Genomic DNA, 23419 nt, shown 5'->3' with positions numbered 1-23419 from the left:
GGGAGGTGGACATTATCGGGTTCACATTGAAGTTTGACCATATTGTTCATTATGTACATCAGCCGGAGCAGGTATTTAAAGCATTGGAACCTTACGGCATCAGTGCCATACAGGGTGGAAGACACGAACAAATTGGGACTTATAATGCACTCAGCTACTTCGATCTCAGCTATATCGAGTGGATCGGTGTATACGATCATAGTCTGCTTCCACTTGGAGACCGGACAAGCCGTTATGGTCTGATAGAAACGTTGGCCGAAGATGGATTCCAGGAAGGGCTTAGCAGAATCGCACTTCGTACCCATGATATTGAAGGACTTGCAGCGCATCTGCGCAGTCAAGGTCTTGAGGTAATTGGACCGGAGGAAGGTAGTCGCAGAAGACCGGACGGTACGCTGTTAAAGTGGAAGCTCTTATTCGCAGGAGAAGCCGATGTAGAAGACGGGCTCCCACTTCCCTTCTTCATTCAGTGGGAAGGAGAAGAATCGAAGCGGAAGCAAGAGCTGCAGGAGGCCGGAGTGATCGTTCCACATGAACGTGGACTTCTCAAGCTTAGTGAGGTCGGATTTACAGTGATTCGTCTGCAAGAGACAGTCGAAAAATGGGCGAAGTGGTTCGGCGTCTACGCGGGTGAAGTTGTCTATGATCCTATATTGAGAGGCAATCGGCAGACTCTTGATCTGCAAGGGACTGTACTCAGCTTTGTCGAGCCTGTGGAAGAGGGGCCGGCTGCAGAAGCCTTGAAGTTGCGCGGACAGCGACCATTCCTTGTAGGGTTAAGTTCCGAAGAACCTGGAAGTCAGCAGCAATATGTTGATATTCACGGTTCACTATATCATTTGGATTGAGGCTGCATGTCAGACTTCTTCTGACAAAACAGGCAAAGAAGGGAGGTTACTGTATGGCCAAAGAGAGGAAAGGCCGAACGGGGCAAAAACCTCTATGGATTATTATTGTTCAGGTGGCGTTTGTAATTCTGCTGCTGGGGTGGATGGAAATTGCGGTCTCCAAAGGCTGGGTGAGTCGAGTTTTCCTGGCTTCACCAACACAAATTTGGAATGAGCTTGTCTATACCATTCAAGAAAATACATTGTGGCCGCATCTGATCTTAAGTCTGAAGGAGGTTACAGTAGGCTATTTGATATCTGTTGTTGCCGGAATCGGACTCGGTGTACTCTTCGTGTCATTCCCAACATTGGAAAAGCTGATAGATCCACTGGTAGCATCAGTAATGGCTATCCCGAAGACAGCGATCATGCCGCTGCTCATCGTCTGGTTTGGGATTGGGTTTACGAGCAAGGTCGTGCTGGTTATTCTTTTTTGTTTTTTTAATATTCTCTACAACACCGTTACAGGTGCCAAACAGACCCGGAACGATCATATCAAACTAGCCAGGGTCTTCAAGGCAAGCAGAGCTCAGACAGTATTCAAGGTACTTCTGCCATCGGCGCTGCCAAGCATTTTCAACGGGCTGCGGGTCACTGCGGCCACAGCGATTACCGGCGTTGTTTTTGCAGAGATGGCAGCCTCCAAGGGCGGATTAGGATTTATGCTAAATGAGTCTCAAGCTGTACTTAATACAGCCAGGTTATATCTCGTTATTATCATCGTAACGATCTTGTCTGTCTTATTCGTGAACATCGTCAATCTTGTCGAGCGGATCACTTGCCGCCGTTGGATGACGAGCCCACATCAATCTAAATAGAGTAGGTGCGATCCATATGAAGAAGCGTAATAAAACAATCAACCTGTTATCCATAATTCTCATTCTATCCCTCATCTTGACAGCATGTGGATCTAACCCTGGTTCAAATGCTGCGAACAATAAATCCGCTAACGATTCCAATACAAGTAATACCCCTGCAGCTACCGCGTCCCCTTCAAATGCAAACAATGAGGAAACTACGTCCTTGAGCCCAGCCGATGGAATCCCTCCTTGGCAAGGCCGCGACAATGAACCTGTTAAAATCAATGCTGGCTTCGCCAAAGGAATGACTGGGATAGCCAATCAATTTGCAATAGCAAAAGGTTGGTATTCCGATGCTGGTATAGATCTTGATATCGTTGATATTCCCAATCCTGTAGCTGCTTTCGGCGCGGGCGAGGTAGACATTGCCGATGGTGACCCAGGTACTTATATTCCAGCCATCGCTAATGGCGTTAAGATGAAAATAGTCAGCAATATGTGGAGAAGTCGAGGCGCCTACTGGATTATTGCCAAACCGGAGATTAAGACATGGGCAGATCTGAAAGGCAAAACCATTGGAACCGGTCAAGCCACAGGTGGCATGCCTTTGACTCTCAAGGAGGTTCTTAGCCAGAACGGGATTGATTATGAAAATGATGTGGAATATGCGGCGAATAACTTTTTTCAAGAAGCCTATGCATCTTTTGTGAAGGGTGAAGTTGACGCTACGATCATTCACCAGCCATTCGCCACGTTAGCTGAACAAGAAGGAACAGGACATGTTCTTGCAAAAACCTGGGAGTTTGTCCCCGAATATCAGACGGGTGTGCTTGTAGCCAGCCAGAAGTTGATTGATGAACAGCCGGAGGTTGTTGAACGCTTGCTTGAAGTTTACTTTTATGCGAATGAATATGCCAAAACTCATCTTGATGAATTTTATCCTTGGGCAGCCGAATATCTGAATCTGGATGAAGAAACAGTTAAGACGGCTATTAATTCCGAGATTGTATTATGGGAGAACAATCCGATCGTCGATACGAAACGTCTTCAGGTTACTGAAGATCTGCTAACCAAATATGGCATGCAACGTGAAGCGATTTCTGTTGACGGTGTTGTCGATAACACATTTGCCGAAAAGATTGCGAAGACACTGCTGCTTGGAAAATATGCGAAGCAGCAATAATCACACAGGGAGGAGCGCTTATGCCTACTATTGAACTCCGTAACATCAACAAGGAATACTCCAGTGTGGACGATGAGCAGACTCTAGCGCTCAAAAATATAAATCTTCAGGTGAGTGATGGCGAGTTCGTCTGCGTTCTTGGGCCAAGCGGATGCGGAAAGAGCACGCTGCTCGAAATCGTGGCGGGCTTACTTAAACAATCCACTGGTGAGATTATTTTGGATGGCAAGGTGCAGTCTGGAACGAGCAGAGATATCGGAGTTGTATTTCAGGATTCCGCTTTATTTCCTTGGCGTACTATTCGCCGGAATATAGAATTCGGCTTGGAAATTGCAGGGGTTCCTCGTTCAGAGCGACGTGAGCGGGCAATCCGCACGATTGATCTTGTAGGGCTAGGCGGTTTTGCTGACAAATATCCGCATCAATTATCTGGAGGTATGCGCCAGCGAGCCGGCTTAGCCCGGACGCTGGTAGCAGATCCACAAGTCATCTTGATGGATGAACCCTTCAGTGCTGTCGATCACCTGACACGACTAACGCTGCAAGATGAGATCATACGGATCTGGCAACAGGAGAAGAAGACGGTATTCTTCATTACTCATGATGTGGCTGAGGCCGTATATTTGGCTACACGTATCGTCCTGCTCAGTCCACGTCCAGGACGGATCCATAAGATATTTGATGTTCCTTTTGAAAGACCGCGCAGTAGAAATGATGCCGAGATTCTGAACATTGTGGAGAAGATCTATATCAGTATCAATAATCCCCCTGAGGATCAGACCGAGTATTTTATTTAATAAGTCACATTTCAATAAATTAGCCACGGAGGTGACACGATGAATATATTAATTACCGGGGGAAGCGGAGGAATTGGATTTGCAATCAGCCGGAGGCTTGGTGCGGGGGGCCACCGCTTGCTCATATCTGGGCGGGAAGAACGTCATCTCGAAAATGCAGCCGCAGTACTACCTCAGGATGCATTGTATTTGACTGCAGATGCTGGGGACTTATCTTCTATTAACCGGCTTGTCAAATATTCCGAAGAACATTCATTCTCGCCAGATGTGCTGGTGCTTAATGCTGCAGCCTTCTATGATGCAAGCCGTTCGGTGATTGAACCCGATGTGGCCGAACTAGATCGTATATTACAGGTGAATCTACTGGCGAATGTAGCTTTGGTAAAGGCTTTCCTTCCAGCTATTAAGACCGGAAGTTACCCACGTATATTTTTCATAGGATCAACGGCGGCTCTTCGTTCGGACAGCTCTTTTTATGCCATATCCAAAGCAGCCTTGAGCAATTATGCCCGTGGCTTAAGAGAGGAACTAAAAACATCCGGCGTAGGCGTGACCCTCATTCATCCTGGGGCAACATTTACTGAAAGAAGAGTACCGGGAGAAGGGATTGCTGAGGATAGATTTCTTGCATCAGATGATATAGCCAAGATCGTTGAGATGATGCTGGAGCTAAGCCCACAGGCAGTTGTGGAAGAGATTAGTATTCGTCCTATGCTCGGTGATACTTACTAAAAACAACCTAGAGAATACCGCGCCCCAGCTTTCAACATGAGATTGCCTTTGAACTCGTCATGGGCATTGGTGAGAATGAAATTTTTGTTTGACGAATCTTGTGGAGTACGTATAGTATGAAATTGTTTCGTAAGAAAACAAAATTTCAAGAGGGGCGTTAAAGATTGGAGAAATTTCATGTTGAACTGGACCGCGCGTTGGTTCGAATGTTCGAAGTTTATAATGCACTGAACAAGAGACCAAGAGAGTATACTTCTGGGGTCGTCTTATATTTATCTGAAATTCATATGATTGAAGCGATTGGGCATCATCCCGACTGTAAATTAACAGAAATCTCAAATGTTCTTAACATTACCAAAGGCACCACTTCCAAATTATTATCCAAGCTGGAAGCAAAAGGTCTTGTTTCGAAATATCAGGTTGAAGGGAACAAGAAGGAAGTGTATTTTAGACTGACTGAACTGGGACAAGGAGCCTTTGAAGGTCACTATCAGCTACATGAGGCGAGAAGTTCGGATATTGATAGAGAATTCGACAATTATTCTCCTGAAGAGCAGAGGATCATCCTGAGGTTCATTCACATGTACACGGAGGAAATGGGACGTTATCTAGAATAAGGCTATTGTCTAGTCATTAGGAGGAAATGCATTGAAGAACTTGGAGCAGAAATTGCAGGAGATTCGTAATAATTTGCATGAAAATCCGGAGTTATCCAACGAGGAATATTCGACAACTCGCAAGCTGAGGGACTGGTTAGAAGAGGCGGAAATTCATATCTTGGATACACCCTCTCTACGAACAGGACTCGTCGCGCAGATCGGTACAGGACAAGCACCCATCATAGCCATTCGTGCAGACATTGACGCTCTTCCGATACAAGAAGAGACGGGGCTGCCCTATAGCTCTCAAGTGGCCGGGAAGATGCATGCTTGTGGACATGATGTACATACGGCAGTGATTCTGGGGGCCGCTTATAGTCTTAAAGAGCGGGAGAAAGAATTGTCTGGAACTGTGCGTATCCTTTTTCAGCCTGCTGAAGAGACTGGACATGGAGCCAAACAGATCATAGATTCTGGAGGTCTCAAAGATGTTGAAGCAATCTTCGGCTTGCATAATTGGCCTGAACTTCCGGTAGGTGAATTAGGAACCAGGGTCGGTGCAATTACTGCAGGCGTAGACCGATTTGAAATTACAATTAACGGAACGGGAGCTCATGCTGCGTTACCGGAGAAAGGTACAGATTCGATTGTGTTGGCTTCACAAATTGTGCTGGCTTTGCAGACCATTAGCAGCCGGTCTATTAGTGCACTAGAATCTGTAGTAGTGAGCATAACACGGATTAGCGGAGGAAATACATGGAATGTGCTTCCGGAAACCGTGGTCCTTGAAGGGACAGTTCGAACTTTAAATACATCGATTCAGCAGGAGATTCCCCGCCGAATGGAGCAAATTATTCAGGGGTTGGCTGCAGCCGCTGGGGCAGAAGCATTGTTGCACTGGTATCCTGGACCGCCTGCAACCATAAATGATTCCAGATGGACTGCATTTATGAGTTCGGTGGCTGAAGAGCAAGGCTATCGAGTTCTTGAGATAGGTCCCCAGATGGGAGGAGAGGATTTCTCTTATTATCTGCAAACGATTCCTGGAGCTTTTGTAATGATCGGATCAGGGGCTACCTATAATCTACATCATCCAAAGTTTGCGCCCGATGAGACCCTGCTGCTTCCAGCAGCAGAATATTTTGCTACCCTGAGCGTGCGGGCTCTGAAAGAATTGAGCAAATAAAATACAAAAATAACCTGTCACAGAAGCTCTTGCATTTTCAATTAGCAGATGATATAGTGTGCATGTAAGCGTTTTAGGCGAAATGACCCGGGAATCGCTGCTTATAATAATACTTATATAATTCACTATAACTTCATAAAGCGTAATCCAATACAGGCGTGTTACTGTTCGGCAGGCAAGACCTAAATTGGGTAGAGAAATTTTCCTACCCTCTTTAGGTCTTTTTTTGTTCCCTATTTGAGGAAAGCGGGTGTATCCCATATGAATTACAAAGAAACGGCTCAGTTGATTTTTGACAAAGTAGGCGGAAATCAGAATATTAGCGGGGTTATCCATTGTTCGACCCGACTGCGAATTAACCTCCACAATCCTAGTCTCGCGAAAACAGAGGAAATTAAAGCTTTGACTCCAGTTATGGGAGCTGTTTATAGTGGCGGACAATATCAAGTCATTATTGGAAATGATGTAGGGTATGTCTATAACGAAATGGTAAAATTACTCGATTCAGACAAGACTGCTCCAGCGCAGGAGATATCAGCAAAACCTGACCGTAGCCTAAAAGGGTTGTTTAATAGCTTTGCTGCTATCATATCGGGGATCTTTCAGCCTATAATACCTGCAATTGCTGCTGCCGGAATGCTAAAGGCGTTGCTTCTATTAAGCACCGTAACCGGGATTCTCTCTAAGGAAGGGCAGACCTATACGATCCTTAGTGTGATGGCAGATTCTGCTTTTTATTTCCTTCCGCTGTTACTAGCCTTTTCAAGTTCGCAAAAATTCAAAACAAACCCTTATGTTTCAGTTGCTTTAGGAGGGGTTTTACTGCATCCGAATTTAATCAGTTTGCTTGGCGGTGAAGAACCTGTTCGTTTTATTGGGCTCCCAGTTGCTTCTGTCACCTATGCAACTTCTGTTATCCCTATTATCTTAACGATTTGGTTTATGTCTTACATTGAAAAATTTGCGGATAAGATTTCACCTGGACCGGTAAAAATTTTCCTTAAGCCACTCATTACTATTCTAATTGTTGCTCCCGTTGCTTTGATTGCCTTGGGGCCGTTGGGGAATTATGTAGGTACAGGGCTTTCCAGCAGTGTTTTCTGGATACAGGAGCGGATCGGTTGGTTAACGGTTGTCATTCTCTCCATTTTGATGCCGTTAATCGTTATGTTCGGGATGCATAAAGTGTTTTACCCGATTATTTTTGCCGCTATCGCATCACCAGGTTACGAAACGTTGGTATTGATTGCTATGCTGGCTTCCAATATGGCCCAAGGAGCAGGCGCTTTAGCCGTTGCTGTAAAGACTAAAGACTCTAAATTGAAACAGATTGCTTTGCCCGCTGGAATATCTGGGTTATTCGGAATTACTGAACCAGCTCTATATGGAGTACATTTACGTCTGAAAAAAACACTTTTTGCCTGTATGATCGGTGCGGGAACGGCTGGACTATACGCTGGGCTGGTGAATCTTAAGGGATATGCTGCTGTTGGTCCAGGCTTGGCTTCGCTTCCTATGTTTATCAGCGAGGACAGCTCAAACCTCATAAACGCTTTGATTACCATGGCTATTTCCATCATCGTTACGTTTGTGGCTGTTTTTATCCTCGGTTTCAATGATGAGGGAGCTGTACCCGCTTCAGGTGAGCCAACGTTGGCTGACGGAAAAGACAAGCTTGCCGAACAGCCAATTAAACCGCAAAATACCAAAGCTAAATATGTTGTTTTTGCACCGATTGAAGGAACTGTATTGCCGCTTCGTGAGGTTAACGATGAGGCTTTCGCTCAAGAGGCGATGGGCCAAGGGATGGCGATTCAACCTGCTAACGGAAAAGTTGTAGCCCCGTTTGACGGCACTGTGGAAACAGTCTTCCGTACAAAGCACTCCATTGGGTTAAGATCAGTTGACGGCATTGAATTACTTATTCATGTAGGGCTTGATACTGTGAAATTAAAAGGTCAGCATTTTAATCTCCATGTGAAAGAAGGCGATGAGATCCGGCACGGGCAGCTGCTGATGGAGTTCGACCTTGATGAGATCCGAAAGGCAGGATTTGATACCACTACACCGGTTATCGTCACAAATTCGGCTGACTATCTGGAAGTTCTGGGTCATGATAGCCCAGGTTTAACTGGACCAGATAAGCCGCTGATTACTGCGTTTTAACTTGGAAAAAGAAAATATGCCTGGAAAGTGAGAGGTCATTTTATATGGAAGTAGTAAAAGTTCTCAATACGAGCATCGTTCTTGCCAAGCGTGCAGATCAAAAAGAAGTTATCGTAATGGGCAAAGGCATCGGGTATAAAAGCAGACCGGGTGACAGTATTAATGAGGACGAGATCGAAAAGGTATATGTGCTTGAAAATGAAAGCATGTCTTCCAACTTGACTGCTTTAATGAAGGAAACTCCCCAGGAGTACTTGATTCTTGCGGACGAAATCATATCTAATGCCAAAACCGTTCTTTCCAGGCACCTCAGCGAACATTTATATATCTCTCTGACGGATCATTTATATATGGCGGTCAAACGTCATAAAGATAATCTTACAATTCAGAACCGGATGCTTTGGGAAGTCAGAAAGTTTTATCCAGTTGAATTTGGTATTGGAGTCCAAGCCCTTCAACTTATTGAACGTCAAGTGGGAATCTTGCTGCCAGAAGAAGAAGCGGCTAATATAGCCTTCCATCTGGTTAATGCTCAACAAACCGATGACAATATGAATCAGGTCCTACTCATGACGAGTACAGTAAAAGACATACTTAACATTATCAAAATTCAATATGGAATTGAACTTTATACCCAGAGTATTAATTACTCACGTTTTTTAACCCATTTGCAGTTTTTTGTCCAACGCTTACTAGAAAACAAGATGCTGGAATCTCATGATCATGAACTTTTGGGGCAGATCATAAATAAATATCCGGAAGAAGAACGATGCGTCGAATCTATCAAACATTATATAGAAGCGAAATTCGAGTACACCATATCAAATGAAGAAATGATGTATCTAATTATTCATATTAACCGTGTTATTCATCGGAATTAGAGAGGAGCCATAAAAGTGATAGAACATTTAAAAAGAAAATTCCCTGAAGGTTTTTTGTGGGGAGGGGCAATTGCGGCTAATCAGGCGGAAGGAGCTTGGAATGTAGACGGTAAGGGATTATCAACCGCTGATATAGCGATATACAAAAAGAATCTAAGCAAAAGTGACTATAAAAAACATAATACGGTGGGTGAAGAGCAGATTCAGATGGCTATGGAGGATGCTTCAGACCGGGATTATCCAAAACGCAGAGGTATTGATTTCTATCACCGATATCGAGAAGACCTCGCCTTATTCGGAGAGATGGGCTTAAAAACCTTGCGGGTATCCATAGCATGGACACGGATATTCCCGAATGGTGATGAAGAACATCCTAATGAAGCTGGGTTGAAATTTTACGATAATTTGTTTGATGAAATGCATAGGCAAGGGATAGAACCACTGGTTACTTTATCCCATTATGAAATGCCGATGCACCTTGTTAATGAATATGGGGGATGGACAGATCGGCGTGTCGTAGAATTTTTTATTACTTTCTGCAAAGCGGTGTTTGAAAGATATAAAAACAAAGTGAAGCTTTGGGTTACGTTTAATGAAATTGACAGTATTGTACGTCATCCGTTTACTAGTGGCGGGATTGTTCCAAATCGTCATGACAATGTTGAACAAGCTGTTTATCAAGCATTGCATCACCAATTCGTAGCTAGTGCACTGGCAGTAAAGTACTGCCATGAAATTGTTCCTGGGTCAAAGATTGGCTGCATGCTAACTCGGCTCATGATGTATCCCCATACCTGTAGTCCCAAAGATGTTCTGGCCGCCTTTAAGGATAACCAGTTCAATTACTTCTTTACAGATGTGATGGTACGTGGAGCATACCCTAACTTTATTAAACGCTTCTTCAGTGATAAAGGTATAAATATTCATAAGGTAGAGGGTGATGATGAAATCTTAAAATCACATCTGGTCGATTTTATTTCATTTAGCTATTATATGTCATTGGTTGCCAGCGCTGAAAGCGAGGGTCTAGAGAAAGTTAGCGGAAACACTATGGGGGGCGTAAAGAACCCATACTTAGAAACCAATGCTTGGGGATGGCAAATCGACTCCATTGGTCTTCGGATTTCTCTGAACGATCTCTACAACCGGTATCAAGTTCCGCTATTTATTGTAGAGAACGGAATTGGAGCGCATGACAAAATAGAAGATGACGGAACAATTCAGGATGATTATCGAATCGCTTATTTCCAAGCTCATCTCGAGGAAATGCACGAGGCTATTCTGGATGGTGTGGAGCTCATGGGTTACACCAGTTGGGGCGTGATAGATCTTGTCAGCTATTCTTCTTCCGAAATGGAGAAAAGATATGGATTTATTTATGTTGATTTAGACAATGAAGGAAATGGGACGCTCGAAAGAAAGCGCAAAAAGAGTTTCTATTGGTATAAAGATGTAATTGCAAACAATGGATTGTAAGTTAAAGTGTTGATGTTATAAGTGCTTATATCTTTTAAGTATTAAAACTAGATTATATATATATTTGGAATATGATTTGACCTATGGTAGGATTTTTCTGTCGCGCTGAATTAAGCAATGACGTTGACGGAAAGGATAAATGATAGAGATGATCATAACACAAATATTGATATTATTTGGTTTAATGGCTATTGGGTTTATAGCAAACAAAAGAGGAATTTTAGACGAAAGTAGTAATAGGAGTTTCTCTAAGCTTATTATTAATATTGCTATCCCAGCAACGATAATCAGTTCATCGATTGGTCAGAATATGGACAACAAAATGGAAGCCATGACCGTATTCGCAGTAGCGATGGCAGTGTTTATTATAACTCCTATTTTCGGTAGATTTTTTGTGAAAAAGCTGAAAATGAACAAAACTTATGAAATCATGCTGGTGTACAGCAACCTAGGGTTTATGGGCATTCCTATTATTTCTAGTATTTATGGTGAGAGTGCTATATTTTATGTATCGATATATATGATGTTATTTAATATAAGTCTTTTTTCGTATGGGATTTCCATTATTCAGAAGGATGATGCGAGCCGTGTAGGGATTTTTAAAAATTTGATTAATCCAGGTATTATATCAGCAATCCTAGGCTTAGTCATATTTATCCTAGACATACCGGTTCCACTTCCGCTTGTTAAACTGTTAGCGACTATTGGGAGTGTCACCACACCACTGGCGATGATCGTTATTGGATCTACTCTAGCTGCAGTAAGTATAAGGGATGTTATAAAAGATAAGACGTTATATCAATTTACCTTCTTGAAAATCGTACTAATCCCAGGAGTGCTGTGGTTTATTCTTCAATTTTTTATTCACGACGCAATGATTTTGGGGATAGCCGTTATTTTAACAAGTTTGCCGACAGCCGGCAATGTGTCCATGTTATGTCTGGAATATGACGCGGATGTTGAACTGGTCACGAAGGGCATATTTATGTCTACTATTTTTTCGCTGGTGACGATTCCCGTTTTGCTATTTCTTTTTTAGATTAGCCCCTTGATGAGAGGGGTTCTTTATTATGTATGGAGTGCTTTTGCTTTGTATTCGCAAGAAACTATTAAAAAATGAAGAGATTGACTATACTTATTAAAGCTCGTCTATGTTGTAAGTGAAGGAGGAGGGCTTTAATGGATACACGCAAGTTGCGTTACTTCGTAACCATTGTGGACTCGGATCAGAATATAACAAAGGCGGCCAAGTTATTGAATTTAGCCCAACCCCCTTTAAGTCAACAGGTGAAACTGCTTGAAGAGGAGCTAGGGGTTAGTTTGTTCGAACGCCACGGGAAAAGGCTCTATTTGACACAATCGGGGGAAGTTTTATATCAGCAAGCTGTTAAGATCCTGCAATCTATAGAGGATGCACGTTGTGAAGTGATGGAGACGGCAGAGGGTCTAAGGGGGAAACTGAATATAGGGATTTACGATTTTTATTCAGGTCTGATTGCAGAGAAGATTAGGATATTCTCGAATAAGTATCCTTTGGTCACCTTTAAAATATTGGAACATGAACCCCAGCAACTGATTGGGCTGCTGAAGGACAGAACAATTGATTTAGCTTTTGTGAATTTGCCTATCCCTATGGACGATTTCTCTGTGCGAATTTTTGGGGATCATGGATTGGCGTGTGCTGTTCCGAATAATATAGGAGGGGACTTCGCAGGCCACGACGTGTCTCTGTACGAATTGAAAGATATTCCTTGGATTATTTTAAAACGGGACAGTCAAAGTGGATTGCAGCCGATCATTTTAAATGAATGCAGTAAACTGGGGATCACACCGAATATATTATGTGAAAGCAATAATGTGGAATCCGTTTTGGCTCTAGTAAATGCCGGTTTGGGTGCTGCTATATTCCCTGCATTTTTTGTTCAGCATGCGGCGAATCCTAAATATCGAATTCTAAATCTCAAAGATACCTCGCTGAAAATGGAATCGGCAGTGATCTGGATGAAAGAACGTTACTTATCCAAGCAGGCTCGCCTCTTTCTGGAATTATTTGAATAGTAACAGGATGAAAAATAGAGCTATATTATAGGATGGTTACAGGGCTTGTCGTTATTAAAACGGCAAGTCTTTTTGTTATGCACAAATATATATGTTAGATAATATCACTCATAATATGTTTTAAAATAAGATTTTTATGTTGATTATACGATTTTTGTATATGCAAACAACGATTTAAGTATTGGATAGGCAAAAATGATTCTGCTAATATACAAATATATAATATAATGTGTAAATTTATATAACACAAAATGGTATATTTGTTCATTGCATTACAGGGGGAGTGAAGAGAATCAATGAGTAGTCTTCTTAGAGTATCAAATCTTCAAGTGGTTTTTAATACGGATCATGGTGAGGTTATCTCTGTAGATCAAATCAACTTCAATGTTAATTCTGGTGAAACCGTTGGGATTGTCGGTGAATCCGGTTGTGGAAAAAGCGTGACCTCGTTGGCGATCATGAGGCTCCTCAGTAACAATGGGAAAATAACAAACGGAAATATATTTTTTGAAGATAGTGATCTTGCAGCTATGTCCGAAAGCAAAATGCAGAGAGTGAGAGGAAAAGAAATAGCAATGGTTTTTCAAGAGCCGATGACGGCCCTGAACCCGGTTTTCACGATAGGCAATCAGATGATCGAGGGTGTAAGAAATCATTTAAAAATGTCTGTTGCCGAAGCCCGGAAACATTGTATTGCAACACTTAAGGAAGTAGGAATTTCGAGAGCTGAATCCATTATGAAAGACTATCCACATGCCCTTTCTGGAGGAATGCGCCAGCGGGTAATGATCGCGATGGCGGTAAGTTGCAGTCCGAAATTAATCGTTGCAGATGAACCCACAACGGCTTTGGATGTGACGATTCAAGCGCAAATCCTAGATCTAATGAATCGGATGAAGGAACAAACTGGTGCTGCACTTATTCTAATTACTCATGACTTAGGGGTAGTTGCTGAAATGGCGGATAAAGTCATAGTCATGTATGCGGGACAAGTTGTTGAAGAAGCTGATGTCTACCAATTATTCGCAAGCCCATTACATCCCTATACTCAGGGGTTAATGCAGTCCATCCCCCATTTAGACAATCAACGGGAAACCAGATTGGAGTCCATTCCAGGCTCTGTACCCTCAATCCAAGAGATGCCAACCGGCTGCCGGTTCCAATCGCGTTGTTCTAAAGTACACGACAAATGCCAACAGGCACCGCCTTTATATGAAATCGGCACTCGAAAAGCCAGATGCTGGTTGGTGGAATCCATGATGAAGGAGACAGATGCAGATGCCAACGAATAAGAGTGCCGCTGAGGAACCTTTAATAGACGTAAAAGGATTAAAAACTTATTATCCGATCAAAAAAGGAATTGTATCAAAAACTGTTGGCCATGTGAAGGCTGTTGATGGTGTGGATTTTATGATCAATAAGGGTGAAACGCTTGGGTTGGTGGGGGAATCCGGCTGCGGCAAATCTACCGTTGGCCGATCGGTCATTCGTATGGAGCAGCTAACGGAGGGAAGTATCCACTTTCAGGGACAGGACATTACTTCCTATTCACAAAAACAGATGAGAAACATCCGTACAGGGATGCAGATGGTTTTTCAGGATCCATTCTCTTCCCTAAATCCGAGAATGACCATCGGTGATATTTTAAAAGAGCCTATCAAAGTGCATCGTCTTGTTGAACCGGATAAAGCTTCGCTTCGTGTGAATCAGCTACTGGAAATGGTCGGGTTGTCTAAATCTTATATCAATCGTTACCCTCATGAATTTTCAGGGGGACAGAGGCAAAGAATCGGTGTGGCGAGGGCGTTATCCGTAAACCCCAAATTGATCATTTGTGATGAGCCGGTATCTGCACTTGATGTATCGATCCAATCTCAAATCCTGAACTTACTAAAGGACTTACAGCAAGAATTTCACTTTTCTTATCTCTTTATAGGTCATGGCTTGGGTGCTGTTAAATATATCAGTGATCGAATTGCGGTAATGTACATGGGAAAAATTGTGGAGACCGGGAAGACAGAAGAGCTAATGGCAAATCCGAAACACCCGTATACGAAAGCATTGCTAGGAGCGTACCCCATTCCGGATCCATTAATGAGAAAAAAAGAACGGGTGATTATACAGGGAGATGTGCCGAGTCAAGTAAACCCTCCCCAAGGCTGTCGGTTCCACACTCGTTGTCCAATTGCATCTGTGGAATGTACGCAACAAGAACCTCTGCTGAAAGGTGGGGAACATGCTGTTGCCTGCTTAAAAGTAGAGGAGTTTGGAGGGTTATTGTGATAAATTACATCATTCGCAGACTATTAATCTCGGTTCCTGTCCTATTTGGAGTGACTCTAATCAATTATTTTATTATCCAGATGGCGCCAGGGAGCCCCGCTGATATGTATATCAGTCCGCAGCTTTCTGCAGAGAATATTGCTAACTTGAAAGATCAAATGGGCTTAAATGATCCTGTCTGGCTTCAATATTTCAAATGGCTTGGCCAATTATTTCAAGGTAACCTCGGTTATTCTCTAAAAACCAATGAGCCGGTGATTCAACTGATTGGAGAGCGGATCTTACCGACGCTGCTCTTGACCGGAAGTGCGCTAATCATCGGGCTACTGATCGCATTACCGCTTGGTATTATCAGTGCAATCAAACGTAATACAATCGTGGATTACTGTTCAACCGGATTTTCCTTCTTGGGCTTCTCAATCCCAACCTTTTTCTTAGGCTTAGTAGCTATATTTATTTTTGCACTACAACTCAATCTCCTGCCCAGCGGAGGAATGAAAACGTTAGGGAACAGCGGAGGAGCATGGGATATTATTAATCATTTAATCTTGCCTGCCTGTATTCTATCTATCGGAACTGCATCAACGGTGACCCGGTATGTACGCTCCAGCATGATTGAGATTCTTGGACAAGATTATATGCGTACTGCTCGTGCGAAAGGGTTGAAAGAGTTTTTTGTGATTGGAAAGCATGCTTTGCGTAATGGGCTTATTCCTATCCTTACATTAGTGGGGTTATCTGTAGGTGAGCTTTTAGGCGGGGCGGCAGTAACTGAGCAGGTATTTCAATGGCCGGGGCTAGGGCAACTCACCATTCAGTCTATCCTGTCCAGAGATTATCCGGTCATTATGGGCATCAGTATACTAGCTGCGATAGTTATGCTGGCGGCGAATTTAATAACGGATATTCTATACTCTGTTGTTGACCCGCGAATTAAATATAACTAGAGAGGAATTGGACATGTGGAAGAGGTAGCAAAAGTATCAATTAGTGTTCCTGACAATGTATTCCGGAATTCATTACGTATTTTTCGTAAACATCGCATGGCCGTGGTTGGATTTGGCTTTTTTGTAGTCATGGCGCTTATTGCTCTCCTCGCTCCATTCATTGCACCTTACAGCCAAAGTGCTTTAAGCACTAGTTTTAATGAAGGTCCGTCTATGGATCATTGGTTGGGTACGGACTCACTGGGGAGAGATGTGTTTAGCCGCTTAATCTACGCAACACGGGTCTCTCTATTAATTGGCGTCTGTTCTGTAGCTATTTTTGTAGTGGTTGGCACTATTGTGGGTTCGATAGCGGGTTTTCTTGGCGGCAAAGTAGATATGGTTATTATGAGAATTACAGATGTTTTCTTATCTTTCCCACAACTGATTATTATCCTTGTTACAGTAAGTATTCTTACCCCAAACATGGGCACGATCATTTTTGTCCTATCAGCGTTTTCTTGGGCAGGGGTAGCCAGAATCGCTAGAGGAAGTGTGCTTTCCCTGAAAGAAAGGGATTTTGTCAAGGCGGGAGTTGCTTTGGGATTAAGCCCTACGAGGATATTATTCCGGCATGTTATTCCGAACGCGCTGGGCCCTATTATTGTGAATGCGACTTTTGGTGTCGCTGGAGCGATCATGACAGAATCTGCTTTGAGTTTTCTGGGCATGGGAATACAACCACCCGCAGCCAGCTTAGGGAATATGCTCATGGATGCGCAATCGATTAGTGTTCTGCTTCATCAGCAATGGCTTTGGTTGCCGCCGGGCATTACTATATTGCTCACTGTGCTGGCTGTGAATTTTATAGGAGATGGGCTTAGAGATGCCCTTGATCCAAGAAATGCAAAATAAGAGATGTGAGAGGGAGAGATGGAGATGAGTCGTACTATTTTTAGTGTGAACGAGAAGCGTTTAATTGAAGACTTTTTTGAGATTTGCAAAGTTGATGCGCCTAGCCAATTTGAACAACCAATGGCTGATTATTTGATTGAGGCTTTGGGTCAGAAGGGTTTTACTTTTCAAATCGATGAGGCGCATAAAGAAATTGGTGGTGAATGCGGGAATCTTATCGCTTACTGGGAGGGCACGGATTCGTCCATTCCGCCGTTATTTTTCTCAGCTCATATGGATACTGTTTGGTCGACAAAAGGATTGCAGCCTGTGATCAAGGACGGAGTTATCTATTCGGATGGCACAACCATCCTTGGCGCAGATGATCGTTGTGCTATAGCTGGTTATCTTGAGGCTATTAATACCATACAAGAGAATGGAATATCTTGTGGTCCTATTGAGTTAATCCTAACTGTGAGCGAGCAGAGAGGTTTAAAAGGGGCACATGCTTTAGATATCACTAAAGTAATAAGCAAGGAAGGGTATGTTTTTGACTGTAACGGTGATGTTGGACAAATTATCTTGCAGGGAGGTAACAGCACGCGGATACACTTTGATATCGAAACGGGTGAACCCCAATCCGGACATTTTGTACTAAATCCAGAGGCTGTTAATGCTTTGGTGATCGCAGCTGATGGCCTAAAGGCGATGAAGCTGGGCATTATCAATAGCGAAACGAATGCCAACATTGGAATTTTGCGAGGGGGTGATATGACGTCAATTGTTCCCGGAACTGTAGAAATGATAGGGGAAGTTCGTTCATTCAATAGAACGGATCTGTCAGAGCAACTGAAGCGCATGAAAGAGGCGGTTGAACAGGCGGCAAAAAGTCACGGTGGTGGCGCTAAAGTGTCAATAGATGACCGCTATGTAGGCTTCAAAATTGAAGAGGATGATTTTATTGCGAAAACGGCTATTACATCTGCGGTTCAAATAGGTGTTGTGCCTGATATCACCAGAACATTAGGTGGAGCAGATACCAATGCATTAAATGAGATTGGTTTAAAGTGCATTACCCTTGGGAATGGATTTCGCCAAATCCACACGTTCCAGGAGAACGTAAGTGTATCCAATGTCGTCAATACCGCCCGTCTTACGCTAGCTATTATTCAGAACTGGTATGAATCACAGAAAAAATGATTAATGTGGGGGACATCTAATGAAAAGAGCGAAAGTACTTATCGGTTTAACAATGGTCTTATTATTATCTGCTTGTGGTACTTCTGCCAATACACAAAATAGTGAAACTGGAACGAACACGAGTGGGGCTAAGTCAACGAGTGCTGGTTCAAAAATCATTACTGTTGGAATTACCAATACCATTGCCGGTGCTAATCCGATTAACTCAATGGATGATCCATTAATTGCCGATATTATCTTTCCTCCTCTTGTATTGCCTAATGAAGAGTTGTCATTTGATATGATGCTTGCAGAAGAGGTAAATACCACAGATCATCAAAACTTCACAGTGAACTTAAGGGAAAATGCCAAATGGACTGATGGTGAAGCATTGACTGCTGATGATGTGCTTTTTTCGGCCAAGTTAATAGCAGACACAAATGTTATTGCAGCGTCCGGCCAAGGCTTTAATTTATTACAGGGTATGGACGACAAGGGGAAGTTAGAGGCCGGGGCCTCTATTGATCAAGCTGTTGAAAAATCGGATGATCATACCCTTATTTTTCATATGAAAAATGCTGTAGATACCAATTTATTTCTGGAGAAAATCGGGATCAATCTTCGGGCGGTACCGGAGCACATTTTGAAAGATGTGAATCCTGCAGAGGTTAACAAAGATCCATACATGATCAATCCAACGGTATCCTATGGTGCCTTCAGTCTTAAGGAGAATGCAAAGGATCAATATTTTGAACTGGCGGCCAATCCGGATTATTTCCTGGGTGCACCCAAAATCGATTCGCTGTTCATAAAAATATTACCTTCCGCCAATATTGTGGCCCAGCTCAAGAGCGGTGAACTGAATATGAATTACCCAAGCAAAGGGAATATAGCTCCTGAAGATTATGCAACTGTCGAAGCGATGGATAACGTGCGTGTTGTCACTGGTAAACCTTTGAGCATTCAGTCTTTATTCATGAATACCAAAAGAATTTCAGATGCCCGCGTTCGTCAAGCTATTGTGCTGGCATTTAATAGAGAACTGATTACGAAGAATCTGCTGCGTGGTTATGGCAAAGTTATTGATGCTCCATACACTTCCATTCATCCTTACTTTGACAGCGGTTTGACACTAACACCTTATGATCCTGATAAGGCTAAACAGCTCTTGCAAGAGGCGAACTATGATTTTAGTCAAACATTATCACTAGTTGTGCCTACCGGAAATAAAGTGAGAGAACAAGCTGCCGACATTTTGGCTGAGAACTTAAAGGATATTGGTGTAAAGGTCAAAGTGGATAAATTTGATTTTGTAACGGCTGCTAACAAAGCCAGCGTAGAGCATGATTTTGATCTTGCGATGTTCGGCTCAACGATTACAATCGATCCGGATATCAGTGGTACTTACGCTTCTGGTGCGCTCTACAATTTTGGTGAGTACAGTAATCCTGAAATAGATGACCTATTGAGAAAAGGTGCTGCTGAGACGGACTCGGCTAAGCGTAAAGAGATTTATTATACAATCCAACAGATTCTTGTCCGGGATATGCCTAGTGTAACCATTTATGAACAGAACACATTTAATGCTGTTTCTAAAAATGTGCTCGTGGGAGAACCGAAGGCCATTGGCATGATGAATAATGTGAATGAATGGGATATTGCTGAATAAAAGGAGGATGAATAAATGATACGCTGGAATATAAAAGACCTGCATAACGGATATCTAAATAAAGAAATCTCCCCTGTTGAAATTACTAAGCAATATCTGAAACATGCTGAAGAAATTAATCCTGAAATGAATGCCTATATAACTATTGCTGCGGAAGAGGCGCTTAGCACAGCCAAAAGCTTGGAAAAATTATTGATGAGTGGTGGAAAGATTGGAAGCTTATTCGGAGTTCCGGTCTCTATTAAAGATAATATTGATACACATGGAATTCGAACGACAGCGGGCTCGAAAATTGAACAGGATCGAATTCCTGAGCGTGATTCTATTGCCTTCAGCCGCCTCCGCAAAGAAGAAGTGGTACTCATCGGGAAAAACAACATGCATGAGTTTGCATTTGGGGTAACCTCGGAGAATCCTCATTATGGAACCGTTAAAAATCCATGGAATAAAGAACATGTAGCTGGAGGCTCCAGCGGCGGTTCGGCAGCTGCTGTGGCAGCGGGATTATCAGTTGTATCTGTAGGTTCGGACACTGGGGGATCTGTCAGAGGACCTTCCGCTTCTAATGGCGTTGTTGGCTTGAAGCCTACCAGAAACCTTATTCCGCCACAAGGGACAAAACATATTTCATGGACGCTTGATCATGTTGGACCTATTGCAGCTAATATGACGGACATGGCTATTGTAACAGGCGTGCTCTCGGATGATAAGAACTTGTCCGACCAGCTGATTGAAGATCTTCGAGGTGTAAAAGTAGGGGTTCCAACTTCCTTTTTTAATGAACAATTGGATGCTGAGCTTTATAACCTTTATACCACAGCCATCTCCCAATTCGAAAGTTTAGGTTGTGACATTGTTGAAGTTGAACTTCCAGATATCTCTGACTTTTTCGATCTTACACTAGCTATTGCCATCTCTGAGGCGGGACATATTTTTAAGCAAGTTATGTCGAATAAATCTCAAATTGCACTATTGGGAGAAGATCTAAAAGTCTATATCGAGCAAATGGGGAGTTTTCCTGCTTATCAGTATATTGGGTCCATGTTTAGACGGGATGAGTATCTTGCTGCTTTTAATGAAATGTTCGAATCTATTGATCTGCTGATCACGCCGACATTGCCAAAAACGCCTCAGAAAATTGGGGTTAAAGAAGTGCTTATTGATTCAAAAATAGAAGATATATTTCATTGTATGAATAGGTTCACCGCTGTTTTTAATATTGTCGGTTACCCGGCCCTAGCTTTGCCATGTGGTATAACAACTAAGAACCTTCCTGCCAGTGTGCAACTGATTGCAGCTCCCAATCAGGAGGGCATGCTGATGAAGGCCGGTTATACGTATGAACAAAACTTTCTTCATGAATTTTACAAGACACGTGATGCAATATGTCTAAAGACAGGGGACCTTTCTCTGAGTTTGGGGGATATTAGCAAATAAGCAGTATGAGACTTCCTTATCTTATATTAATTCTTCCATCAAAATCCCAAGGTCAGTTACACTGACCTTGGGATTTTTGATTCTTTCACATCGCATCTATAGAAGATGATCTCAAATTAATCGGCACTCTCCTCTTTGTTGTATATTTCCTCCTGATTTGTGGCCACAAATAATGTATGCTAAGAATTTAATCCGTTATTTACCTATCCGTCAGTTTCTGCCGTTCCAAACAGCAGAATACAAACTGTTCAGAAGATAACGCTTCCACGTATGATGTATTCATAACCAGCTGAGTGCTTCATCCGATACTAGTATCACAAATGAGGGAATTTAAGGTGAGAGAATATACGATTGTTAATATTTTATATACCCGCAAGAGTCCTGTGCGCATGAGTGAGCTGATTGCCGAAGTGGGGTTGTCTGAACGGACTCTCCGTGACGTAATCCGTGCACTCGACAAAACAGGAGAGGCGAATGGTTTTGGTATCCGCATGATCCGCGGCCAGGGTTATCTGCTGGAGATTGGTGATGAAGCCAAATTCAGTAGCTACCAGGAAAAAGGAATGCTGCAGCTGGATCAGGTGGATCTCGATAATAAGCAGTCACGCCAGCAGTATTTGCTATTTTATCTCTTACAGAATGATGGCTATCAGTCTATGGATAACATGGCGGAAGAAATCGGCGTCAGCCGTTCTACCATTATTTCTGATCTGAAGGAAGTAGAGCAGCGACTGGCCGCTTTCCGGCTTAGCTTGAAACGTCGGGCTCATTATGGCATGAAAATCGAGGGGGAAGAGCAAGACTTCCGCAAAGCCTTTTCTTACTTTATCTTGCAATCGGGTCATACGCTGCAGCATACGGAGGATTTTCATGCCTTCAGTCAGGACTTTGATGCTGAGCAGCTTAAGGGATTTCTACTGCAAATCCTCAAGGAAAAAGAACTGAAGATCTCAGATGTGTTTCTGGATAATATCTTGACCCATCTGTTCATTCTTCTATACCGGGTTTCCAAGCACAATTTCATTGTGGCTGGTCAAGCCTTGCAGGGAACACCTGAGCCGCTGTATCAGGATATTGCTAGGAGCATCGCAGATTTTATCTCCTCTCACTACCGGATTAAGCTTCCGGCGGATGAGATTGATTATTTGGCGCTGCACATTTCTGGCAAGACCATTATGGAGCGGATGTCGGAAGAGACCAAATCGCATCTGCGGGAGGGAATTACGGCTATTCTGGAGCGCTTAGACCGCGAGTTCCTCACTGGATTCACTCAAGATCACGAGCTGCGCGAAGCGCTTCTATTGCATATGTTCCCGCTGCTGAACCGGTTGTATTACAATCTTCAGCTCGGCAACCCATTGGTGGAGGATGTTTACAGCCAGTATGCCAATGTGTTCGTCATTTCCTTCCGCTTCGCTGAGATTGTAGAGGAGCAGTACGGGTTTCGGATGTCGCGCGATGAGGCAGGGTATGTCGCGTTGCATTTTGCCACTCATCTGGAACGGATGCAGCAGCGCAATCTGGAGAAGTTCAAGCGGATTGCCGTGATCTGCTCGACGGGAGGGGGCAGTGCCCAGTTAATCCGGCTGAAGCTGGAAGCGGTATTCCCCAAAGCGTCGGTGATCACAGCCTCCATTACGGAGGTGGAGGAGATCAGCAGCAAGCCTGTGGATCTGATTCTCTCTACTGTACCGCTGGCAACAGAGATTAAGGAAAAACCGGTGATCCATATCAAACAGCTGCTGGATGATCAAGAGATTCAGCGGATCAAAGAAATATTGTCTTTGCAGATTAATCGTACAGAACCGTCCTACAAGCTGATGGATTTCAAGGATTTGTTCCGCAGGGAGCTGTTCCATCTGTCTGGTTCGGACGAAGATTACATGGAGCTGTTAAAGCAGCGCTGCCGGGAGATCGTGGGCAATCATTATGCAGCTGACGATTTCCCTGAACAAGTGCTGCTCAGAGAGCAGAAATTCACCACCATTTACAAAAATGGGGTGGCCGGCCCGCATCCGATGCGGATGAGCGCGATCCGCGACTGTATAAGTGTTACCGTGTTGAAGAAACCGCTGATCTATGAGGGTAAGCCGGTCCAGTTGATTTTTCTGATCAATCTGGGTCCGGGGCAGTTGTTCCTGCACAAAGAGATCAGCAAGCTGCTACTGGTTCTAATGGAGAAGGAAGACAGCCGTAACCGGCTGCTAAACACGAATAGTTATGAGCAATTTATGAATGAGATAGAGAACCTACTATAAATAAAATG

Annotated in this window: 20 protein-coding genes; all 20 read left to right on the top strand. The window is 43.2% G+C overall.

Annotation, left to right across the window (positions count from 1 at the left end; genetic code table 11):
- Positions 1–5 precede the first annotated feature (5 nt).
- Positions 6–848: a VOC family protein gene (locus tag PODO_RS22150; protein ID WP_169744797.1), complete on the top strand. Its 843-nt coding sequence runs from the start codon at positions 6–8 to the stop codon at positions 846–848.
- Between the two features lie 53 nt (positions 849–901).
- Entirely contained in the window at positions 902–1705 is an 804-nt protein-coding gene (locus PODO_RS22145; RefSeq protein WP_052097249.1) for an ABC transporter permease, read from the top strand.
- A gap of 16 nt (positions 1706–1721) precedes the next feature.
- Entirely contained in the window at positions 1722–2870 is a 1149-nt protein-coding gene (locus tag PODO_RS22140; RefSeq protein ID WP_038572754.1) for an ABC transporter substrate-binding protein, read from the top strand.
- 20 nt (positions 2871–2890) lie between these two features.
- Positions 2891–3667, top strand: a complete 777-nt coding sequence (locus PODO_RS22135) for an ABC transporter ATP-binding protein (protein WP_038572752.1) — start codon at positions 2891–2893, stop codon at positions 3665–3667.
- Positions 3668–3706: 39 nt separating this feature from the next.
- Positions 3707–4399 (top strand): SDR family oxidoreductase, encoded by a 693-nt coding sequence (locus PODO_RS22130; protein WP_052097246.1) that lies wholly within the window; start codon positions 3707–3709, stop codon positions 4397–4399.
- A 164-nt stretch (positions 4400–4563) separates the two neighbouring features.
- On the top strand, positions 4564–5016 hold the full coding sequence (locus PODO_RS22125; protein WP_052097244.1) for a MarR family transcriptional regulator: 453 nt from the start codon (positions 4564–4566) through the stop codon (positions 5014–5016).
- A gap of 31 nt (positions 5017–5047) precedes the next feature.
- Positions 5048–6184 carry an amidohydrolase gene (locus PODO_RS22120; RefSeq protein ID WP_052097243.1) on the top strand — a complete coding sequence of 379 codons (1137 nt, stop codon included), beginning with the start codon at positions 5048–5050 and terminating at the stop codon, positions 6182–6184.
- 261 nt (positions 6185–6445) lie between these two features.
- Complete coding sequence (locus tag PODO_RS22115; protein WP_038572750.1) at positions 6446–8350, top strand: beta-glucoside-specific PTS transporter subunit IIABC; 1905 nt, start codon at positions 6446–6448, stop codon at positions 8348–8350.
- 44 nt (positions 8351–8394) lie between these two features.
- Positions 8395–9231: a BglG family transcription antiterminator LicT gene (gene licT, locus PODO_RS22110; RefSeq protein ID WP_038572748.1), complete on the top strand. Its 837-nt coding sequence runs from the start codon at positions 8395–8397 to the stop codon at positions 9229–9231.
- A gap of 18 nt (positions 9232–9249) precedes the next feature.
- Positions 9250–10707 carry a glycoside hydrolase family 1 protein gene (locus PODO_RS22105; RefSeq protein WP_155288217.1) on the top strand — a complete coding sequence of 486 codons (1458 nt, stop codon included), beginning with the start codon at positions 9250–9252 and terminating at the stop codon, positions 10705–10707.
- Between the two features lie 139 nt (positions 10708–10846).
- Positions 10847–11746, top strand: a complete 900-nt coding sequence (locus PODO_RS22100; protein WP_080742565.1) for an AEC family transporter — start codon at positions 10847–10849, stop codon at positions 11744–11746.
- A gap of 140 nt (positions 11747–11886) precedes the next feature.
- The gene (locus PODO_RS22095; RefSeq protein WP_038572742.1) at positions 11887–12765 is read left to right on the top strand and encodes a LysR family transcriptional regulator; all 879 of its coding nucleotides are present in this window, start codon (positions 11887–11889) and stop codon (positions 12763–12765) included.
- 296 nt (positions 12766–13061) lie between these two features.
- Positions 13062–14057, top strand: a complete 996-nt coding sequence (locus PODO_RS22090; protein ID WP_038572740.1) for an ABC transporter ATP-binding protein — start codon at positions 13062–13064, stop codon at positions 14055–14057.
- Positions 14044–15048 (top strand): ABC transporter ATP-binding protein, encoded by a 1005-nt coding sequence (locus PODO_RS22085; RefSeq protein ID WP_038572738.1) that lies wholly within the window; start codon positions 14044–14046, stop codon positions 15046–15048. The genes PODO_RS22090 and PODO_RS22085 overlap by 14 nt, the downstream gene beginning before the upstream one ends.
- Positions 15045–15995 (top strand): ABC transporter permease, encoded by a 951-nt coding sequence (locus PODO_RS22080; RefSeq protein WP_038572736.1) that lies wholly within the window; start codon positions 15045–15047, stop codon positions 15993–15995. Before PODO_RS22085 ends, PODO_RS22080 begins: the two co-directional genes overlap by 4 nt.
- 15 nt (positions 15996–16010) lie before the next feature.
- On the top strand, positions 16011–16889 hold the full coding sequence (gene opp4C / locus PODO_RS22075; RefSeq protein WP_143761236.1) for an oligopeptide ABC transporter permease: 879 nt from the start codon (positions 16011–16013) through the stop codon (positions 16887–16889).
- Positions 16890–16913: 24 nt separating this feature from the next.
- Complete coding sequence (locus PODO_RS22070; RefSeq protein ID WP_244886375.1) at positions 16914–18068, top strand: M20/M25/M40 family metallo-hydrolase; 1155 nt, start codon at positions 16914–16916, stop codon at positions 18066–18068.
- Between the two features lie 19 nt (positions 18069–18087).
- Positions 18088–19716 carry an ABC transporter substrate-binding protein gene (locus PODO_RS22065; protein ID WP_038572732.1) on the top strand — a complete coding sequence of 543 codons (1629 nt, stop codon included), beginning with the start codon at positions 18088–18090 and terminating at the stop codon, positions 19714–19716.
- A 15-nt stretch (positions 19717–19731) separates the two neighbouring features.
- Entirely contained in the window at positions 19732–21153 is a 1422-nt protein-coding gene (locus tag PODO_RS22060) for an amidase (RefSeq protein ID WP_038572730.1), read from the top strand.
- A gap of 335 nt (positions 21154–21488) precedes the next feature.
- On the top strand, positions 21489–23411 hold the full coding sequence (locus PODO_RS22055) for a BglG family transcription antiterminator (RefSeq protein ID WP_036683298.1): 1923 nt from the start codon (positions 21489–21491) through the stop codon (positions 23409–23411).
- The last annotated feature ends 8 nt before the right edge of the window (positions 23412–23419 follow it).

This window comes from Paenibacillus odorifer, from assembly GCF_000758725.1.
In the GTDB taxonomy this organism is placed as follows: Bacteria; Bacillota; Bacilli; order Paenibacillales; family Paenibacillaceae; genus Paenibacillus_AQ; species Paenibacillus_AQ odorifer.
The sequence above is the reverse complement of the archived record's forward strand: the minus strand, read 5'-3'. Positions and strand labels throughout refer to the sequence as shown.

Bases quoted from the DNA above. Each gene is read 5' to 3' on its own strand.
- PODO_RS22145 (WP_052097249.1), top strand. From the start codon at position 902: ATGGCCAAAGAGAGGAAAGGCCGAACGGGGCAAAAACCTCTATGGATT.
- PODO_RS22140 (WP_038572754.1), top strand. From the start codon at position 1,722: ATGAAGAAGCGTAATAAAACAATCAACCTGTTATCCATAATTCTCATT.
- PODO_RS22135 (WP_038572752.1), top strand. From the start codon at position 2,891: ATGCCTACTATTGAACTCCGTAACATCAACAAGGAATACTCCAGTGTG.
- PODO_RS22130 (WP_052097246.1), top strand. From the start codon at position 3,707: ATGAATATATTAATTACCGGGGGAAGCGGAGGAATTGGATTTGCAATC.
- PODO_RS22115 (WP_038572750.1), top strand. From the start codon at position 6,446: ATGAATTACAAAGAAACGGCTCAGTTGATTTTTGACAAAGTAGGCGGA.
- licT (WP_038572748.1), top strand. From the start codon at position 8,395: ATGGAAGTAGTAAAAGTTCTCAATACGAGCATCGTTCTTGCCAAGCGT.
- PODO_RS22100 (WP_080742565.1), top strand. From the start codon at position 10,847: ATGATAGAGATGATCATAACACAAATATTGATATTATTTGGTTTAATG.
- PODO_RS22095 (WP_038572742.1), top strand. From the start codon at position 11,887: ATGGATACACGCAAGTTGCGTTACTTCGTAACCATTGTGGACTCGGAT.
- PODO_RS22090 (WP_038572740.1), top strand. From the start codon at position 13,062: ATGAGTAGTCTTCTTAGAGTATCAAATCTTCAAGTGGTTTTTAATACG.
- PODO_RS22085 (WP_038572738.1), top strand. From the start codon at position 14,044: ATGCCAACGAATAAGAGTGCCGCTGAGGAACCTTTAATAGACGTAAAA.
- PODO_RS22070 (WP_244886375.1), top strand. From the start codon at position 16,914: ATGAGTCGTACTATTTTTAGTGTGAACGAGAAGCGTTTAATTGAAGAC.
- PODO_RS22065 (WP_038572732.1), top strand. From the start codon at position 18,088: ATGAAAAGAGCGAAAGTACTTATCGGTTTAACAATGGTCTTATTATTA.
- PODO_RS22060 (WP_038572730.1), top strand. From the start codon at position 19,732: ATGATACGCTGGAATATAAAAGACCTGCATAACGGATATCTAAATAAA.